Origin of the sequence: Bradyrhizobium zhengyangense (genome assembly GCF_022012555.1) — a bacterium.
Taxonomy (GTDB): domain Bacteria; phylum Pseudomonadota; class Alphaproteobacteria; order Rhizobiales; family Xanthobacteraceae; genus Bradyrhizobium; species Bradyrhizobium zhengyangense.
The window spans coordinates 94,751-110,754 of the sequence record NZ_JAKLTZ010000017.1; the positions used below are offsets into that span (position 1 = coordinate 94,751).

The following is a 16,004-nucleotide window of genomic DNA, read 5'->3' on the forward strand; positions in this document are numbered from 1 at the left end:
AGCGTTTGAACCGCGTCATTTACGTAAGGCAGACCTCTCCCGTTTCCGGGGCGACAAAGTCAGCAATGAGAAGGCGAGACAGATTTTGCTTTTGCCAAACCTCATTGGCGACGGGCAATAGAGCGTCCGGGATGGGGTCTAGAGTCTCCAAGTCGCTCTGTTCTTTTTGACGCCCAATAATCCCGGCATCATCCGACGTTTCTTCCAGCCGCTTTGGGCGTGCAGAGTGTCGGCTGCATCCCCTAGGTCTAGATTGAGCCCCGCATCGCTGGGTTCAAGGGGAAGCTCGCCGCCGCCACTGCCCCAAATAGTGAGAATTGGTTGAAACCAATTCGCGCCGTAAACGCGACGAAAGGGGAACAAAAGGAATCTCGGTCTGTCGTATGATCCGAATCCCATTACGCCGGACAAGAGAACACCATGGCACAGAATATCTACGACAATCCCGATTTCTTCGCCGGTTACAGCCAGCTTCCGAGACAAATTCGCGGTCTGGACGGTGCGCCTGAATGGCCCTCCATACGCGCGATTTTGCCAGCGATTTTCGGCAAGCGCGTCCTCGATTTGGGGTGCGGCCTTGGTTGGACGTCGCGCTGGATGCGCAAGCAAGGCGCAAACTCGGTGCTCGGCCTGGACCTCTCCGAAAACATGATCAGCCGGGCAAAGGCGGATACCAACGATCCAGAAATTAAATACCGGATTGCAGACCTGGAGACAGTGGAGTTGCCGCCGGCAGCCTTCGATCTCGCTTATAGTGCACTCACCTTTCACTATATCAGGGACTTCAGCCGTCTCGCGCGCATGGTCCACCAAGCGCTCACGCCCGGCGGGCATATCGTATTCACCATCGAGCATCCGATCTTTATGGCAGCGGTCCATCCGCATTGGATCGCCGACGAGGACGGGCGCAAGACTTGGCCAGTCAATTGCTATTCGATCGAGGGTGAGCGCCAGACTGACTGGTTTGCGAAAGGCGTAATCAAATATCACCGGACCATCGGCACGACGCTTAACACCTTGATCCGTGCTGGCTTCCGGATCTTAGCCGTCGAAGAGTTTGCCCCGTCCCCCGAGCAGATCACACAAACGCCAGAGCTGGAAGAAGAGTTGGAGCGACCGATGATGCTTCTGGTTTCCGCGCAACGGTAGCACCCAAAGTCAATTGTTCGGGTCGTTCGGCGCGCTTGTTGTCAATGACTGCATCGAGTCAATCAGTAATCTTCTCAAAGCCCTTGGCCATGCGCATTATGCAGATATCGCCATATTGACCAGGCGGACCAGCCGGCGGGTCGGGTCTTTCAGCGATTTTCGACTGCGGCCAAAGAACTCTCGGCCAGGACCTCGCGAAGCCACAACAGAAAGACCCCCGTCGCCGGGGATGCCTCTCGCCCAGGATTTGGGATGGCGAGAAAGCCGTTTGGGATGCGAAGCATGCGCGGATGCCTCCTAATATTGGGCTGTTGCGCCGTCGGCTTGGAATGAAGCGGGTGGTCGGGAATGCTGGTCGTTGAGATGACCGCCAGAAGTGCCGTGCGACGTTGCCTGCTTCAAGGAACGTCTCAGCACCCTCATGAATGATGCACCACCCGTCCCCTTCATCCGATGAGCGCACTGGCGCGTCGCAGAGGGACAAGGTAGCCATCTAGGACATGCGCACTCGTCCATGTCGGTCAATACTCGGAGAAGATTCGCTTTATCTCATGCGGCTTGTTGGTCCTGGTTAGGGCCAACGCAAGGAGGATGCGAGCCTTTTGCGGACTTAAATTGTCTGCGTTGAGGACGCCAAGCTCTAGGTAGTGGTCGCGTTCAATGACGCGCCCGTTCAGTGCGGCTGGAACGCATGATGATGGCTTCACCACCTGTCTTACGATAAGCCGCGACGGCCGCCTTCTCATTTTGGGATAGGGTCCCGGCACCCGCGCCGGCAATGACAACTCCTTTCGCGCCCGAAGCGAGAGCATCCCGGATCGGTGTTCCCGGTGCATCGGCGTAGGAGTAAACAATATGCACCGTCGGCAACTCGTTGATGTTCTTGATATCAAATTCAGAGTTGTTGCCATGACGACGGACAGGTGCCCGATAGAAAACAATCCTATCCGTATCGACATAGCCTAGAAGGCCAAAGTCTCCCGACTTAAAGGCCTCTAGCCGGAAGGTGCTGGTCTTGACAACCTCGCGAGCAGCGTTGATCTGCTCGTTCATGACCACCAGAGTTCCCTTGCCTGCCGCCTCTGGCTGAATGGCAACGCGAACTGCACTGTAGAGATTGTAGGGTCCATCCGTACTCATTGCAGTTGGGGGACGCTGCGATCCGACCAGGACCACCGGCTTGTCCGATTTCATCGTTAAATTCAGAAAGTAGGCTGTCTCCTCCAGGGTATCGGTTCCGTGGGTAACCACAATGCCCGCAATGTTCTCTTCTTTAGAACTGAGAAGACCGTTTGCAGTCTCAGCTAACTTTTTCCAATGACCGAACGAAATGTCTTGACTGCCAATGTTCGCAATCTCGATGACCCGTGTGTCCGCTAACTGAGCGAGTTCGGGGATGGCCTGAACGAGGTCATTGCCGGTAAGAAGACCGACCTCGTAGTCGGCAGGGCGAACCGACGAGTCGCCCTTGCCCGCGATCGTGCCGCCAGTCGTCAATACATATACTAATGGTAGTGACATGCTCGCCTCAGCTGTTTGCGGGGGAAAGGGATGCTTTTTCTCCGATGATTGTGGAGGGTCCAAGCCAGGGTAGCTGCGTCCATGCCTTCTGAACCATGGTCACTCTTCTGACGCCCTTCGGCACTGCCGGCCTGTAAGAGCCTGCTCCGAAGTTACGCCAGCTCACTGGAGTATCCACTGCCTGAATCGTTCCTCGCCTTCGGCAAGGTTCTTGCTCCAAGATTCGTTGTCGACCGGCACCATTTGCTTCAGATTGTCAGGATAGGTGGACATTATCGACTGACGTCTTTGCTCATAAACTGATATGCGTTCACATTAGACGGTCCGGCACCGATCTTGGCGCAACGAGCTGCCTGACTCTCTGGTTCCAGCGAGAAAACGATGAGACGTCGAGTCAGCTCGGCTTTGGGATTACCTTTCGGGATGACCCAGCCATAAGAGTTGTAAAATGCCTGATTCCAGCAAATCGCCAGCCCATCCCCTTGCGCGATCAATTGATAGGCCCGGTTCGAAAAAGTTGGCATAATATCGATCTCGCCACTGTGGAACAGCTGAGCGCCTTGTGGCGGAGTCGTCCACCAAGTCACTATCTTCTGATCTTGTCGAGTTTGTTGAAGGCGCGCTTCCAGCCGTCGTCAGTCTCAAGAACCTTGTAGATCTCCTCGCCTCCGGGCACCCCGTCAGCCCGCAAGGCAACTTCGCTGTCGTCGCGGCCGCCATTGCGAAGTGAACGAGCTCCTGGGATCGAAAAGTCCCACATGTCGGCGAAAGACGTCAGCTCCTTCTTGGTGGCAGAGGGAAGGCATACCAGAGCAATGGCAGAGATATATCTGGCATAAAGCTTGGATTGTGCCGCATCTCCTCGGGAATCTGATCGACGAATTCGCCACTCACGTTGAGCGGTTCTAGCAAATCCGCCTGCTGCCACTGCAGCGACTCATCGGCGCCGGCCCCGAAAACACAGTCCCACATGTAGTTCTTGGTCTCTACCATCGATTTGATCTGGGTGGTCGGACTAGCGCTACGGATTACGGGGACGACCTGGATTCCTGTGGCTTTCTCAAATGGCCCATAGAGAAGCTCACGATTGACTTCAGTCATCGCTCCTCCGGTATCCGCAACGTATAATGTCTGTGCGCCGGACTCCAGACTGTGGGCGCGGCCAACGAGGCAGTTGCGCGCGCCGTCCATTTTAAAAACGTCCTTCTGTTCATGGCGTTCCTAGAATTCCTGATTGCCCTTACCACTGTCGCGTTGGCTCTCGTTGCGGTCACGTGAGCGATAAGCATCACAGAGCGCACGACCAGCAGAAGCCAAGCGGAGACCGCGGCAAGAGAAGGGGTCGCGCGGTAAATCGCTTCTTCCCAAAGCTGCTTGGGCAGTGCGACGAAGGTGCCGCCGTGAGGCGCAGATTTTTGTGAGTTGCCGTGTTACGGGAGCTGCCATCGCCAACCTTCTCCGGGTTTCTTGCTGTTGGCGCGCAAGTCTGGCATTCCGCTTCGCGGTCGCCAGCGCTGCTTGACTACCAGACGCTATTTTCGTATCCAAACACCGTCAAGTGTATAATCAACAGCTTTGCCGAGCTTCTGAGATCGAATCCTCCAGGTGGAATTCCGGCAAGATGCGGCGGCTGTGGGCCGGCTGGAGCAACTGGGTGCTTCCCGAAACTCCGTGTCTCCGCCACGACCAGAAGTGCTGCGTTTTGGCCTGAGGCGACGGATGGACCATGCGGAGGAACAAGCGCGTGACCATGTTGGTGGTGACGCGCGATCTGGGTTTCGCCTGCAACTGGATGAGACCACGCGATGATGGCCAAGAGGCGAGCAGTAGATCGGCTCAGGCGTCGAAATGGCATTAGTGCGAAGAGCTAAGCCGTACGTGCGATGATGCAAGACCTCGGGATCGGATCGTCCCACAGGCCTCATCTTCGCCAGGTGCGAGAGAGGATCATGATGCGGCTTGCCGAGATGAGCGCCGACGAACTTCAGCAGATGCTCCGCCACGTGAGGGCGGAATACGATGCTATTCGCGCGCGCAAATTGAAGCTGAACATCGCGCGCGGGCGCCCGGGAGAAGAGCAGCTCGATCTGTCGAACGAACTGCTTTCGCTACCGAAACCCGATGATTGGATCACGGAAGCTGGGGACGATGCACGAAATTACGGGGGCGATCCGAAGGGACTTGTCGAACTCCGCCGCATATTCGCTCCCATCCTAGACGTTCCAGTGGAGCAAGTCGTGGTAGGAGGTAACTCCAGCCTTGCGATCATGCATGATGTAATTGTGTGGGCTCTTCTAAAGGGTGTGACAGCAATTGCGACCCCTTGGATGAAACAGGGAAGAATCGCGTTCCTTAGCCCCGTGCCTGGTTATGAACTGCATCATAACATGTGCATCGAGTATGGCATCGATCTGATTCCGGTCCCTGTCACGCCCAAGGGGCCAGACATGAAGGTGGTGGAGCATCATGTGCGGGATCCACGTGTGAAGGGCATGTGGTGCGTGCCGACTTATGCCAATCCGACGGGCGAAATATGGTCCGATGAAGTAATTGATCGACTGGCTGCGATGGAGGCTGCGGCCACAGATTTTCGGCTCTTCTGGGACGATGCGTATGTCGTCCATCACTTAGCCGATAACAGCAAGCCAGCTAAACGGATCTTGCCTGCTTGCGCGGCCGCCGGGAATGCGGATCGACCGCTTATGTTCTGGTCTACCTCAAAGATTACCTTCGCCACAGCCGGTATCGGCTTCTTCGCAGCTTCTCCCGCGAACGTTCGTTGGTTTCTTGACTGCGCCAAGCGGCGTGGAGCTGGTCAAGACAAGCTTAATCAACTTCGTCACGCGCGTTTCCTCAAGGACGCAGGGGGCGTGACACGACACATGAAAAGACACCGCGCTATTCTTGCTCCCAAGTTTTCCGCAGTGCTCCAAGCGTTCGAAAGACGTCTCGCAGGCAAAGGTGCTGCCGTCTGGACTCGGCCTGAGGGCGGTTATTTCATCAGCGTCGATACTATTGCAGGCGCAGCGCAACGAGCTGTCAGGCTGGCGGGCGACGCGGGAATCTCTCTCACTGCAGCAGGATCGACTTTTCCAAACGGGCATGATCCCAAGGACAGCAATATCCGCATTGCGCCAAGTTTTGCATCGTTGGAAGACGTGCGGATTGCAGCTGAGGCAATTGCAATCTCAATTCTGCTGGCGGCAGTCGAGAAGCAGCTTGGCATCAATGACAATGACTGAAGTGAACACGCAGCACAACTCGTCTCAAGCCATTTGTCTTCTGACCCGTCACCTCAGCGGCCACCTCGCCATCGATTTTTCGTCCGCTTCGCCGGAGGCTATCGGCCACGCCCAGTGTCATGTTATTGACAGGCAGCGCGACTGGATACAGTATAATTAATATGCATACATCAGGCTTGCTTGGTTGTGTCGGTGGCCGGCAAACCGGCTCGTTCGGGCCCGAAGCTAAGGCAGATCCTTAAATGGAAACCCACGCTCCGCAAACTTATCGCAGCGCCGCCAACCCCGGAGCGCGTTTGAAGCAAGTTCCTCTAGATTATCTTGACAACTACAAGTCTCGGTTCGATGCGATAACGGCTCCGCATATTCATGCGTTCGACAAGGCCCATCTAGTTGCGCTAACCGAAGGGGGCGCAATTAAGCGTAAAATCGGACAGCAACTTCTAGCCGGCCTGCGACAGATGGAGGCAGAAGGTGTTCTAAATGTTCATTCTAAGATGAACTCGGGCCTGCACGCGGGCGAACGATATCTAACAAAGCTTTATGGCAGTGAAATTGGTGGGCAGATCGCCACCGGGCGCAGTTCGGGAGATCTGAATGCCGTTTCTCGAAGGAGGGCGTTTGCGGCTCAGATCTGTTCAGCCTTGGATGGCATGATGAAGCTGCGCCATTCTCTCATAGAATTGGCGTCGAAACACATCGAGACCGTCATGGCGGGCAACACGCATGGCCAGCACGCCCAGCCAACAACACTGGCGCATTGGGCTCTGATGTTTGAACTGGTCGCAGCCCGGCATCAGCAGCGATATCAAGAAGCTCATGCTCGCATCAATCAGTCGCCTGCTGGCGCTGCCATCATGACTGGGAGCGATTTTCCGATCGATCGTCGGCGCTCGTCAGAGCTCCTCGGCTTCGATGGGCCCTTGCCCAACACTTTCGATGCGATCATCAGCCACGACATGGAGATCGAATATGCCGGTCTCATGGCAGGTTTAACGCATTCGCTCGCTCGCTTGGCCGATGATCTGCAGTTATGGTCGACATTTGAATATGGCTATGTCGAATTGCCGGATTATCTGTGTGGTACTAGCTCGATCATGCCGCAGAAGAAAAATCCTGATGGGCTGGAGGACATCAAGAGTTTGGCGACGCAAGCATCATCGGCCTTCCTGGCTGTAAGCATGTCCGAACGCGGACCTACTGGTTTTACCACCATGGAGCGGGTCAATACGGACAGTCAGCTCAAGGCCATTGGTGAAATGATTCCCGCACGACTGGATACTCTGTCGCGCCTTGTGGGCGATGTGCGCTTTGATGTCGCGAGAATGAGCTATTTGGCGGGTGCCAACTGGTGCACCGCAACGGACCTTGCTGCGGCCATAGCGCGCGAGACTGCGTTGGGGTGGCGTAAAGCGCATGAATTGGTCGCCGGATTCGTGGCGCACTGTTTCAATTGCGGAATGATGCCAAACACGGTGACAAGTGCCGACTTGGATGCAGCAGCAAATCAGCTCGGTTTTCCTGCACCAAGCCTTGACCCCCAACTGTTTCGGGAAAGCCTTAGTCCACTCGCTTTCGTTGGCCGACGTTCGACTTACGGCAGCCCGGCGCCCGCCAATGTGTGCGCGCAGATAAAGCTCGCTCGCGAGAGCCAGACCAGAGATGCGGAGCAGCAGGAAAAGCTGCGTTGTGTTCGCGAACGCGCCGCTAAAGCTCTTGATGAAGCCGTGAATGCCATCCTTGAGTAACATTGGGTGGTCGATATGTCCGGCCAGCATCTATCGCAACATGATGATGTATCCAAAAGGGCCGCAATAGAATACATTGTGCTTGACTGTTATGGGCGTCGTGCTCATTGTCTCGCGATCGGCGCAAACGGCCCGGCGCAGTTTGATGCTGTCAGCCCCGTCTTCGGTTGCCGATTAGTTCGTTCTTCGGGAGACCGCGGCCTTCATGGACCTGAAGCAGATCGAAGTTTTTTGCCGGAAGGCGGCTGAGCTCAATTTGCAGAAGATTGAGCTGAAAAGAGGGGACATTCGGCTGCTGCTGATCGCCGCCGCTGAAGTGACATCCGCTTTCACCAGCGCGCCGCTGTCACTGCAAAAAGCTGACAGTCTCGGTTCGAATCAAGAAGGTCATAAGATACGAGCTTTGACCGACGGAGTGTTTTATCGCTCGGATGTCCAGGGTGGTTCTCCTGCGGTTGAAGTAGGGCAGACAATCACCAAGGGGCAGATCGTTGCTGTCGTAGAGTCCATGAAAACACTGTTCCGTGTCGAAGCTGACAGAGCGGGGACGGTGCGAGCAATCCTACCCGACGACGGCCAGGTGGTTTGCGCGGGTGACACTCTTCTCGTTCTCGAGTGAGCAAATGTTTGACAAGGTGCTGATCGCCAACCGTGGGGAAATAGCCGTTAGAATGGAGCGCGCCTGCGGTGCCATTGAAGCGTTCAAAGCCGGCAGCGCGGACATCCGGTTTCTGAAGAATTGGTTGGCCGCTGGGCTGAGGCTGAAGAGAGCCACTTCTGCGGTGGCATCATGACGGGTCTTTGCGATTACATTCCGCAATTGACTGCCATCATGAGGCGCCATGGCTTGATCCGGCTGGAATATGAGGAAGGCGGCGAGTTTATAAACATTGAGCTTGCGGCGACGACCGACGAGAAGGTGCGAGCGGCGCCGCCGGCTACGGCAAATATTGTTGTTCGCGCGGTTGGGCCGGGAAGATTCTTACCAAGGCATCCCGCGGCGGCTTCAGCGGCGGTGCCGATGGGCTCGTCTTTAAACTCGGATGATATCCTCGGCTACCTACAGGATGATTTGATTCTAATCCCGATCAGAACGCCGCAGCGGGGGCGGTTGGTCACAATTCTTATCGAAGAAGGCGCCGCGGTTAGTTACGGCGCGCCCTTGTTCGAGATCCTTCCGGTAGACGTGGAGTAGGCGGCATCTACGAACGGCATCGGCGCACGGCGTTGGCATAGTATCACACCATCTACTCTACTCGGGCAGGTAGGAAAATGAAATATGATGTCGCAATTATTGGGGGCGGAGCCATCGGTTCCGCGGCTGCCTATTTTCTCAAGCTCATGGCGCCGGCTTCAGATGTCATAGTGATAGAGCGCGATCCGACCTATGCGATAGCCTCGACGCCACGGGCGTCTGGTGGCGTCCGACGTCTTTTCGCGCTTTCCGAGAATATCCAGCTTTCAAATTTCTCAATCCCCTTCTTTGAGTCATTTCCGAAGACGATGGCGATCGAAGGCGTGGATGCCGAGATCGGCTTTAAGAAAAATGGCTACCTCTTCATCGTGCCCCTTAGTGCGACGGGGATGTTGCGTCAAAATTACGACGCTCAACGAGATCAAGGTTGCAATGTCGTATGGCTGACGCCGGACGGTCTGAAAGAGAAATTCCCTTCGATGAACGTTTCGGACCTTGGCGCCGGCGTCCATTCTCCCGATGACGGCTGGCTGGATCCGCATAGTGTGCTGATGGGTTTTCGTAAGAAATCGCAATCTCTCGGCGTCAAATATCTTGCCGACGATGTGGTGGGGATGGACCGCGCCGCTCATGCTGTAACGCATGCCCGAGTGGCATCCGGCGCTCAGATTGAAGCGGATCAATTCATCAATTGCGCAGGAGCGTGGGCAAAGGAAATCTGCAAGCAACTGGGGTTCGATGTTCCAATCACCCCGCTGCGGCGTTTCGAACATTACTTCGAAACGCAAGAACCCATCGAGCCGCTGCCTTACCTCAAAGACCCCGAAAGATTAGCTTTCCGTCCCGAAGGCGCCGGCTATTCAGGCGGTGTTCCGACGCTCGCGGAACCGCGGGGCTATAATTTCGAGGTCGACTACGACTATTTCGAATCAGTTGTGTGGCCAGCATTGGCGCACCGTTTCCCGCAGTTCGAACGGACGAAATGCCGTTCAACTTTGCCGGGTCTCTATGATCAGAACGACTTCGACGGCAATGTCATCATCGGGCCGGGGGCCGATGGTCTGGGCAATTTCCACATGCTGGCGGGCTTCTCAGGTCACGGCCTGATGCATGCGCCCGGCTGTGGTCTGGCGATTTCCGAACTTATCCTGAAGGGACGATACGAAACGCTGGATTTAACTCGTTTCGGTTGGCAGCGACTGATCGACGACGCCCCTCTGCCCGAGCGCGGCATCATATAGTTTCAACGCTTTCCCCTGCCTGTGGGATTTGGGAGCTTTGCCTTCCAAGACCTTCCGATGTGACCGCGAGGCCGTTCTCCTTGAGGCGCCACGCGCCACGGACCGTGTGACCTCGAAACGGCGCTTTGGAACCCTTCCGTAAAACGCGATCGGCGATGCGAAATCAGTTGCGGTGTGGCAATATAAAATGTATCCAAAAACAATAGAAGGGATGCAAAATATGGCGAGCGTGAAAAGCGCCGAGGTCGCTATCATCGGGTCCGGTACGATTGGTATCGCGGTCGCCTACTATCTGGCCAAACACCACGGCATCACTGATATCGCGCTCATCGACCAAGGCCCTCCGATGGCCTTCACGTCCGCTCAGTCTGGCGAGAATTATCGAAATTGGTGGACCCATCCACTGATGGTTCGTCTCTCTGATCGTTCCATCCAGCTCATGGAAGACATCGCGCGAGAGTCGGGCAATCGGCTGAACATGACTCGACGCGGATATGTCTTGGCGTCGCGAAAGACAGATGCCTCCGAGCTGATCGAGGGATTGCGCTTCAGCTTGGGTGCGGAATTCGATGAGCAGGTACGGATCCATGAGGGTACCACGAGCCGCAGTTATCAACGACCCGCAGACGCTGACTGGACGCTGGCGCCACGAGGCTTCGATCTGCTTCGCAATCCCGAGCTGATCCAATCGCTGTTTCCCAATTATGATCGCGACCTGCGAACAATCCTGCATGTACGCCAAGCCGGCGACATTTCGGGGCAGCAGATGGGAGCCTTCATGCTGGAATACACGGGCAGCGTCGGCGCGCACCGCATGCAGGGCATGGTCGACGGCATTAAGGCGGAGCGAGAAGGCGGGTTTACTATCGCTTTTAAGGACGAGGGGACCTCTAAGACTCTCCGAGCGGTCAAGCTAATTTACTGTGCGGGTCCCTTTGCGAACGACATTGCCGCCATGCTCGACGTCGAGTTGCCCCTATTCAATGTGATGCAGCAGAAAATCGCCTTCGAGGATGTTCACAAGGTCATTCCTCGGGACATGCCGTTTTCGATCGACCTCGATGATCAAATGATCAATTGGACGGAAGAAGAAGCTAGCCTGCTTCGGGCCAGTGCAGACACTGCCTGGCTCACACAACCAATGACCGGCGCAATTCATTGCCGTCCCGACGGAGGAGACGGCGGCAGCTGGCTACGGCTCGGATGGGCCTACAACGAGAGGGCGCAGGTAAACGCGACCTGGGACGTTCCGCTGGACGACCGCTTTCCCGAAATTGTGCTTCGAGGGGCTTCGAGGCTCAACCCCGGACTCAGGACCTATATCGGACGGCTGACGCGCGGTCTGCATCATTATAGCGGCTGGTATACGCGGACCCACGACAATTGGCCGCTGGTCGGGCCCATGGGACCGGAAGGCTCCTATATGTGCGTCGGTCTTTCCGGCTTTGGCACGATGATGGCTTGCGCTGTCGGAGAGCAAACGGCCGCATGGGTTGCGGATAAGCCGTTGCCCGGATCGGCTGTCTTCACAATGGACAGGTTCACGGATCCTTCGTTGATCCCTGATCTGGGCTCGGTGGGCGCGGGGCTGCTTTGATGTCTGCGCCCGACCGATTGATGCATTGCTTGAGAGATACGCGCCTAGCGTTGGACTAGTTGGGAACTCCGATGAGTGACAGCCATACATTGCCCCTTGGTGACGTCGCGTTCGCTACGATCGGGGAGCTTTCGCGCGCATTGGCCACCAAGCAGGTCACGTCGCTCGAGATCACGGAGCGTTTTCTGGCGCGGATTGCGAAGTTCGACCCGCAGCTCCATGCCTTCGTCGCAATCTACGCGGATTCGGCTCGCGTAGCTGCCAAGACCGCCGATGCACGGCGTGCGGGCGGCAACGCTTTGCATATGCTGGACGGGATACCTTTCGCGGTCAAAGATCTATTTGATGTCAAGGGGAGACCGACCCGGGCCGGATCGCTTGCGACCGCATCGACCCCTGCGGAGAACACAGCCCACGCTGTTCAGCGCCTCCTCGATCGAGGAATGGTTCTCATCGGGAAAACGCACACCGTTGAATTCGCTTTTGGTGGTTGGGGGTGCAATCCCGTCTGCGGTACGCCGGTGAATCCCTGGGATACCTCGGTTGCGAGAGTACCCGGCGGATCATCCAGCGGATCGGGAGTCGCGGTCGCGGCGGGGCTCGTGCCGGTTGCGCTCGGGACCGATACCGGCGGCTCAATTCGTACCCCCGCATCGCTTTGTGGAATTGTTGGCCACAAGAGTACGCTCGGCTTGGTCGGCCGGGGCGGCGTCTTTCCATTGGCGCCGACATTTGACACTGTGGGTCCGTTGGCCCGCAGCATCCGGGATGCCGCGTTGGTACTCGATGCCTTGCAAGGGCGGGATCCCCAGGATCCCTCGACCTACGGAATTGGGCGCATAAATCCTCTTGGCGAGTTAACGGCTGGCGTCGAGGGCTTGATCTTGCGAGCGCCAACTGACTCTCAGCTCAAATTCGTCGACCCCCGAATTATGGACCTTTTCCATAAGGCACTGGGCGACCTCAAGAGACTAGGCGCTCACATAGATGTGCGTCCCATGCCTCGGAGTCACGAAGAATATGCGGCTCACGCATCCGGTATCACGGGGACCGAAGGCTGGAATGGGCTATCGCAATACATCGAGGGGCTCGACAGTCGAGTTGATCGTTTGATAGCGCAGCGAATGCGCAAAAGCAGTGGCATCAGCGCGAGGGACTATTTCGGCCTGCTTACAACCCGCCGCGAAATGCAGGTGGAATTCGATCGTTATCTGGAAGGCGCAGCAGCGTTTCTCTTGCCCTCGGCTCCGATCGTGACTCCAGAGATCGAGGGGGCGCACGAGCAAACCGCACCTTTTGGTCTCCTCGCCCGTATAGCCAATCTAATGGACTTGGCCGCTATATCGATACCCATGGGGCTCGCAGCCCTTATGCCGGTAGGTCTGCAAATTACCGTCCGCCGTTTTGGTGATGCAACGGCCTTCCGGATTGCGCAAGCGTTTGACCGCGAACGAGGGGGCGCCGTAGCAATCCCTCCCGGATACATATGAAACCGTTCGCGATCCCCCCAATGACTTGTCGCAGACCGAGCCCTTTTGGGGGGCTTGCCGAGTTTCGGGCATTGTTCGTGGCTTTCTGAAAATGAGGATTCCATTCGGAAATTACGATTTCGTCACATTCAGGTTGACACGAATGTGCCGGAGGCCCTTTAATCGTATCCTAAATTAACGTCTCGGATACAAATTGGGCCGCGGGCCCTCGCTCCCATGGCGGCCGGCGAAAAGAGGACGATGATGAGTGACGAGCAAGCCGCGGCACTGAGTCCCGAATCGGTCGTTGCGCAAATGAAGCAAAACGGCGTGTCGCATGTTGTTTGGCTGCCAGATAGCGAGACGAACTGGCTGTTCTTGAAAATGCAGGAGGAGCAATCGCTGAGCTTGGTCGGCGTCGCCCGCGAAGGGCATGCCTGCTCAATAGCGGCCGGACTTTTCGCAGGAGGAGCAAAGCCGATCGTGTTGGTGCAGAATACCGGCATGATGGAATCGGGAGATTCCATGCGCGGCTGGCTGCTCAATCTGAACGTTCCGGTCGTCTTCTTGGTTGGTTACCGCGGTTACACGCGGCACGGCGTCAATCACGATAGCGCGGCCGAATATACAGAACGCTTCCTGCTCGCTTTCGGAATCAAGTTCTACATGGTGGAAAGTAATGCGGACGCCGATCGCATCTCGCTCGCTTTCACCGAGTCTGAACTAACTCAGCGCCCAGTCGTCGTACTGATCGCCGACGAATTTCACGGTTTTAATTGAGGCGCGGGTCGATGATTTACACAAAAGATCTTGTCCACGCTTTCGCACCTCATCGCAGGAATGCGCTCGTCGTCTCGGGTCGCTCGGGTCAATATTGGTTGGACATCAGCGAAGGAGGTGCGGACCTTCCAGTCGGTGATCCTTCCATGGGCGGTCATGCCGGCTTTAGTTTTGGGCTCGCATTGGCCCAACCTGAGAAGCCGGTAGTCGTTTTCGATTCTGAGGGCGATCTACTAATGAACCTCAGCATCTTGACAACGATCGCCGAAAAGGCGCCTCGAAACTACTACTACTTCTTGATGGACAACGAATGCTATGCCACAACTGGTGGACAGCCCGTACCGAACGCGAAGAACGTTGCTTATGACCTTGTGGCTCGCGGATGTGGCATCAATCGCACTTATTTTTTCGATGATCTAGCCACATATACTGCCGCCCTGCCAGAAATCCTGGCGAAGGACGGGCCCGTCTTCGTCTGGAATAAGATCCACCCAGAAATCGAAAACCGTCCGCCAGGTCAGCGCGCGCCGTGGCGTAAGCGTAGTCCGGCAAAAGTGGTGGCCGACACACGAAAATTCCTCGGAGTGACCCGATGACTGGGCACACCCCAATAAGGCTGTTTATCGGTGGAAAATGGATCGAACGTAACGGCGCTCCGATATTGAACCCCGCAAACGAAGCCGTGCTGGGGATCGTTCCTATGGCAAGGGAGGCCGATCTTGCCGCTGCCGTCGATGCTGCAACGAACGGCTTCAACGTTTGGTCACTGACCTCAGCGGCCCGGCGATCCGAGATAATTCGTCAAGCCGCGGCGAACCTGCGTGCGAATGCCGATGTGGTGGCCCGCGATATCACTCTGGAGCAAGGCAAGCCGCTACGCGACGCGCAGACCGAAGTTCGGCGGGCATGTCAGGTGTTGGAATGGGATGCGGAAGAAGGACGCCGACTTTACGGCAGGACCATTCCGTCCGAGCCCGGGTATCGAAACACCGTGCAACTCTATCCGATTGGCCCTGTAGCGGCCTTTAGTCCTTGGAACTATCCCTTAAGTTCAGTCGCCCGGAAGGTTGGCGGTGCGCTATCGGCAGGCTGCAGTCTCGTCCTGAAAGCTTCTGAGGAAACACCGGCGGCTGCCGTGCATCTGGCGGAAGCCTTTGTGAAAGCCGGACTGCCAGATGGCGTGTTGAATTTGGTATTCGGCATTCCCGCAGATATCTCGCGCTATTTGATAGGACACCCGTCAATCAGACTGGTTGCGTTTACTGGCTCCGTTCCAGTTGGCAAGGGACTTGCCGCGCAAGCCGGAATGCATATGAAGCCCTGCATTATGGAATTGGGCGGGCATGCGCCGGTCATAATTTGTGACGATGTCGATCCGCTCGATTCAGCGAGCAGGTCGGTTGCCGCTAAAGCCAGCAACTCGGGCCAAATCTGTACATCACCGACACGCTGGTTCGTCCACGACTCCATTTATGGAGAGTTTGTCAACAACATGGGCGAGGCGGCTCGAAAAATTGAGGTCGGCAATGGCCTCGATCCGGCCACGCAGATGGGGCCCGTAGCCAATTCACGGCGCCTTGCTGCGATACAGGAACTCGTCAGCGAGGCGATCGCGAAAGGTGCCAGGCTTGTTGCCGGTGGGGAGCGCATCAAGAATAACGGCTACTATTGGCCTCTTACGGTATTGGCCGACGTGCCCGCGGATGCGCGTATTATGAAGGAAGAACCGTTTGGCCCAGTCGCACTCGTAAATTCGGTTACTTCGCTGCCAGACGCGATCAAGCGCGCCAACGAACTGCCCTATGGGCTTGCGGGTTACGCGATGACTCATTCGGCTGACTACGCCGGCTACATCGCCGACCACATGCAGGTCGGAAACCTTGCGATCAATCACTTCACGTCATCGCTGCCGGAGACGCCTTTTGGGGGAACAAAGGACTCGGGGTATGCGCGTGAGGGTGGGGCTGAGGGGTTGTTGAACTACACGATTGTACGCAGCATTTCATTCCTGGCGGGACCGCCCCGCAACTCAGTTCCTGCGCATCGTTAGAGCGGGCATACG

16 protein-coding genes are annotated in these 16,004 nt (G+C 56.5%); 12 read left to right on the forward strand and 4 right to left on the reverse strand.

The window, feature by feature from the left end; translation table 11 throughout:
* Window positions 1-420: 420 nt before the first annotated feature.
* The gene (locus L6639_RS36275) at window positions 421-1,149 is read left to right on the forward strand and encodes a class I SAM-dependent methyltransferase (protein WP_128929638.1); all 729 of its coding nucleotides are present in this window, start codon (window positions 421-423) and stop codon (window positions 1,147-1,149) included.
* A gap of 521 nt (window positions 1,150-1,670) precedes the next feature.
* On the opposite strand, the gene L6639_RS43565 is transcribed toward L6639_RS36275, so the two are convergent.
* The 4 genes from L6639_RS43565 to L6639_RS36290 all read right to left on the reverse strand — a co-directional run bounded on the left by L6639_RS43565 (window position 1,671) and on the right by L6639_RS36290 (window position 3,771).
* On the reverse strand, window positions 1,671-1,895 hold the full coding sequence (locus tag L6639_RS43565) for a hypothetical protein (protein ID WP_371746378.1): 225 nt from the start codon (window positions 1,893-1,895) through the stop codon (window positions 1,671-1,673).
* A complete protein-coding gene (locus L6639_RS36280) occupies window positions 1,807-2,670 on the reverse strand; it encodes an asparaginase (RefSeq protein WP_128929637.1) in 864 nt (287 codons plus the stop codon). The genes L6639_RS43565 and L6639_RS36280 overlap by 89 nt, the downstream gene beginning before the upstream one ends.
* 272 nt (window positions 2,671-2,942) lie before the next feature.
* Window positions 2,943-3,299 carry an extracellular solute-binding protein gene (locus tag L6639_RS36285; protein WP_128929636.1) on the reverse strand — a complete coding sequence of 119 codons (357 nt, stop codon included), beginning with the start codon at window positions 3,297-3,299 and terminating at the stop codon, window positions 2,943-2,945.
* Window positions 3,300-3,444: 145 nt separating this feature from the next.
* Window positions 3,445-3,771, reverse strand: a complete 327-nt coding sequence (locus L6639_RS36290; RefSeq protein WP_128929635.1) for a type 2 periplasmic-binding domain-containing protein — start codon at window positions 3,769-3,771, stop codon at window positions 3,445-3,447.
* 848 nt (window positions 3,772-4,619) lie between these two features.
* Here L6639_RS36290 and L6639_RS36295 point away from each other — a divergent pair.
* The 11 genes from L6639_RS36295 to L6639_RS36345 all read left to right on the forward strand — a co-directional run bounded on the left by L6639_RS36295 (window position 4,620) and on the right by L6639_RS36345 (window position 15,992).
* The gene (locus tag L6639_RS36295; RefSeq protein WP_128929634.1) at window positions 4,620-5,912 is read left to right on the forward strand and encodes an aspartate aminotransferase type Ic; all 1,293 of its coding nucleotides are present in this window, start codon (window positions 4,620-4,622) and stop codon (window positions 5,910-5,912) included.
* A gap of 242 nt (window positions 5,913-6,154) precedes the next feature.
* The gene (locus L6639_RS36300) at window positions 6,155-7,660 is read left to right on the forward strand and encodes an argininosuccinate lyase (RefSeq protein ID WP_128929633.1); all 1,506 of its coding nucleotides are present in this window, start codon (window positions 6,155-6,157) and stop codon (window positions 7,658-7,660) included.
* Window positions 7,661-7,865: 205 nt separating this feature from the next.
* On the forward strand, window positions 7,866-8,279 hold the full coding sequence (locus L6639_RS36305; RefSeq protein ID WP_128929632.1) for an acetyl-CoA carboxylase biotin carboxyl carrier protein: 414 nt from the start codon (window positions 7,866-7,868) through the stop codon (window positions 8,277-8,279).
* A 4-nt stretch (window positions 8,280-8,283) separates the two neighbouring features.
* Window positions 8,284-8,454, forward strand: coding sequence for a biotin carboxylase N-terminal domain-containing protein (locus L6639_RS36310; RefSeq protein WP_164933826.1), 171 nt, complete (start codon window positions 8,284-8,286; stop codon window positions 8,452-8,454).
* Entirely contained in the window at window positions 8,451-8,855 is a 405-nt protein-coding gene (locus tag L6639_RS36315) for an acetyl-CoA carboxylase biotin carboxyl carrier protein (RefSeq protein ID WP_128929630.1), read from the forward strand. Before L6639_RS36310 ends, L6639_RS36315 begins: the two co-directional genes overlap by 4 nt.
* A gap of 77 nt (window positions 8,856-8,932) precedes the next feature.
* Complete coding sequence (locus L6639_RS36320) at window positions 8,933-10,096, forward strand: NAD(P)/FAD-dependent oxidoreductase (RefSeq protein ID WP_128955182.1); 1,164 nt, start codon at window positions 8,933-8,935, stop codon at window positions 10,094-10,096.
* A gap of 220 nt (window positions 10,097-10,316) precedes the next feature.
* Entirely contained in the window at window positions 10,317-11,693 is a 1,377-nt protein-coding gene (locus L6639_RS36325; protein ID WP_237866328.1) for an NAD(P)/FAD-dependent oxidoreductase, read from the forward strand.
* A gap of 71 nt (window positions 11,694-11,764) precedes the next feature.
* Complete coding sequence (locus tag L6639_RS36330) at window positions 11,765-13,183, forward strand: amidase (RefSeq protein ID WP_128929628.1); 1,419 nt, start codon at window positions 11,765-11,767, stop codon at window positions 13,181-13,183.
* A 243-nt stretch (window positions 13,184-13,426) separates the two neighbouring features.
* Complete coding sequence (locus L6639_RS36335; protein ID WP_164933841.1) at window positions 13,427-13,942, forward strand: thiamine pyrophosphate-binding protein; 516 nt, start codon at window positions 13,427-13,429, stop codon at window positions 13,940-13,942.
* A gap of 11 nt (window positions 13,943-13,953) precedes the next feature.
* The gene (locus tag L6639_RS36340; protein ID WP_128929626.1) at window positions 13,954-14,538 is read left to right on the forward strand and encodes a thiamine pyrophosphate-dependent enzyme; all 585 of its coding nucleotides are present in this window, start codon (window positions 13,954-13,956) and stop codon (window positions 14,536-14,538) included.
* A complete protein-coding gene (locus tag L6639_RS36345; RefSeq protein WP_128955180.1) occupies window positions 14,535-15,992 on the forward strand; it encodes an NAD-dependent succinate-semialdehyde dehydrogenase in 1,458 nt (485 codons plus the stop codon). Before L6639_RS36340 ends, L6639_RS36345 begins: the two co-directional genes overlap by 4 nt.
* The last annotated feature ends 12 nt before the right edge of the window (window positions 15,993-16,004 follow it).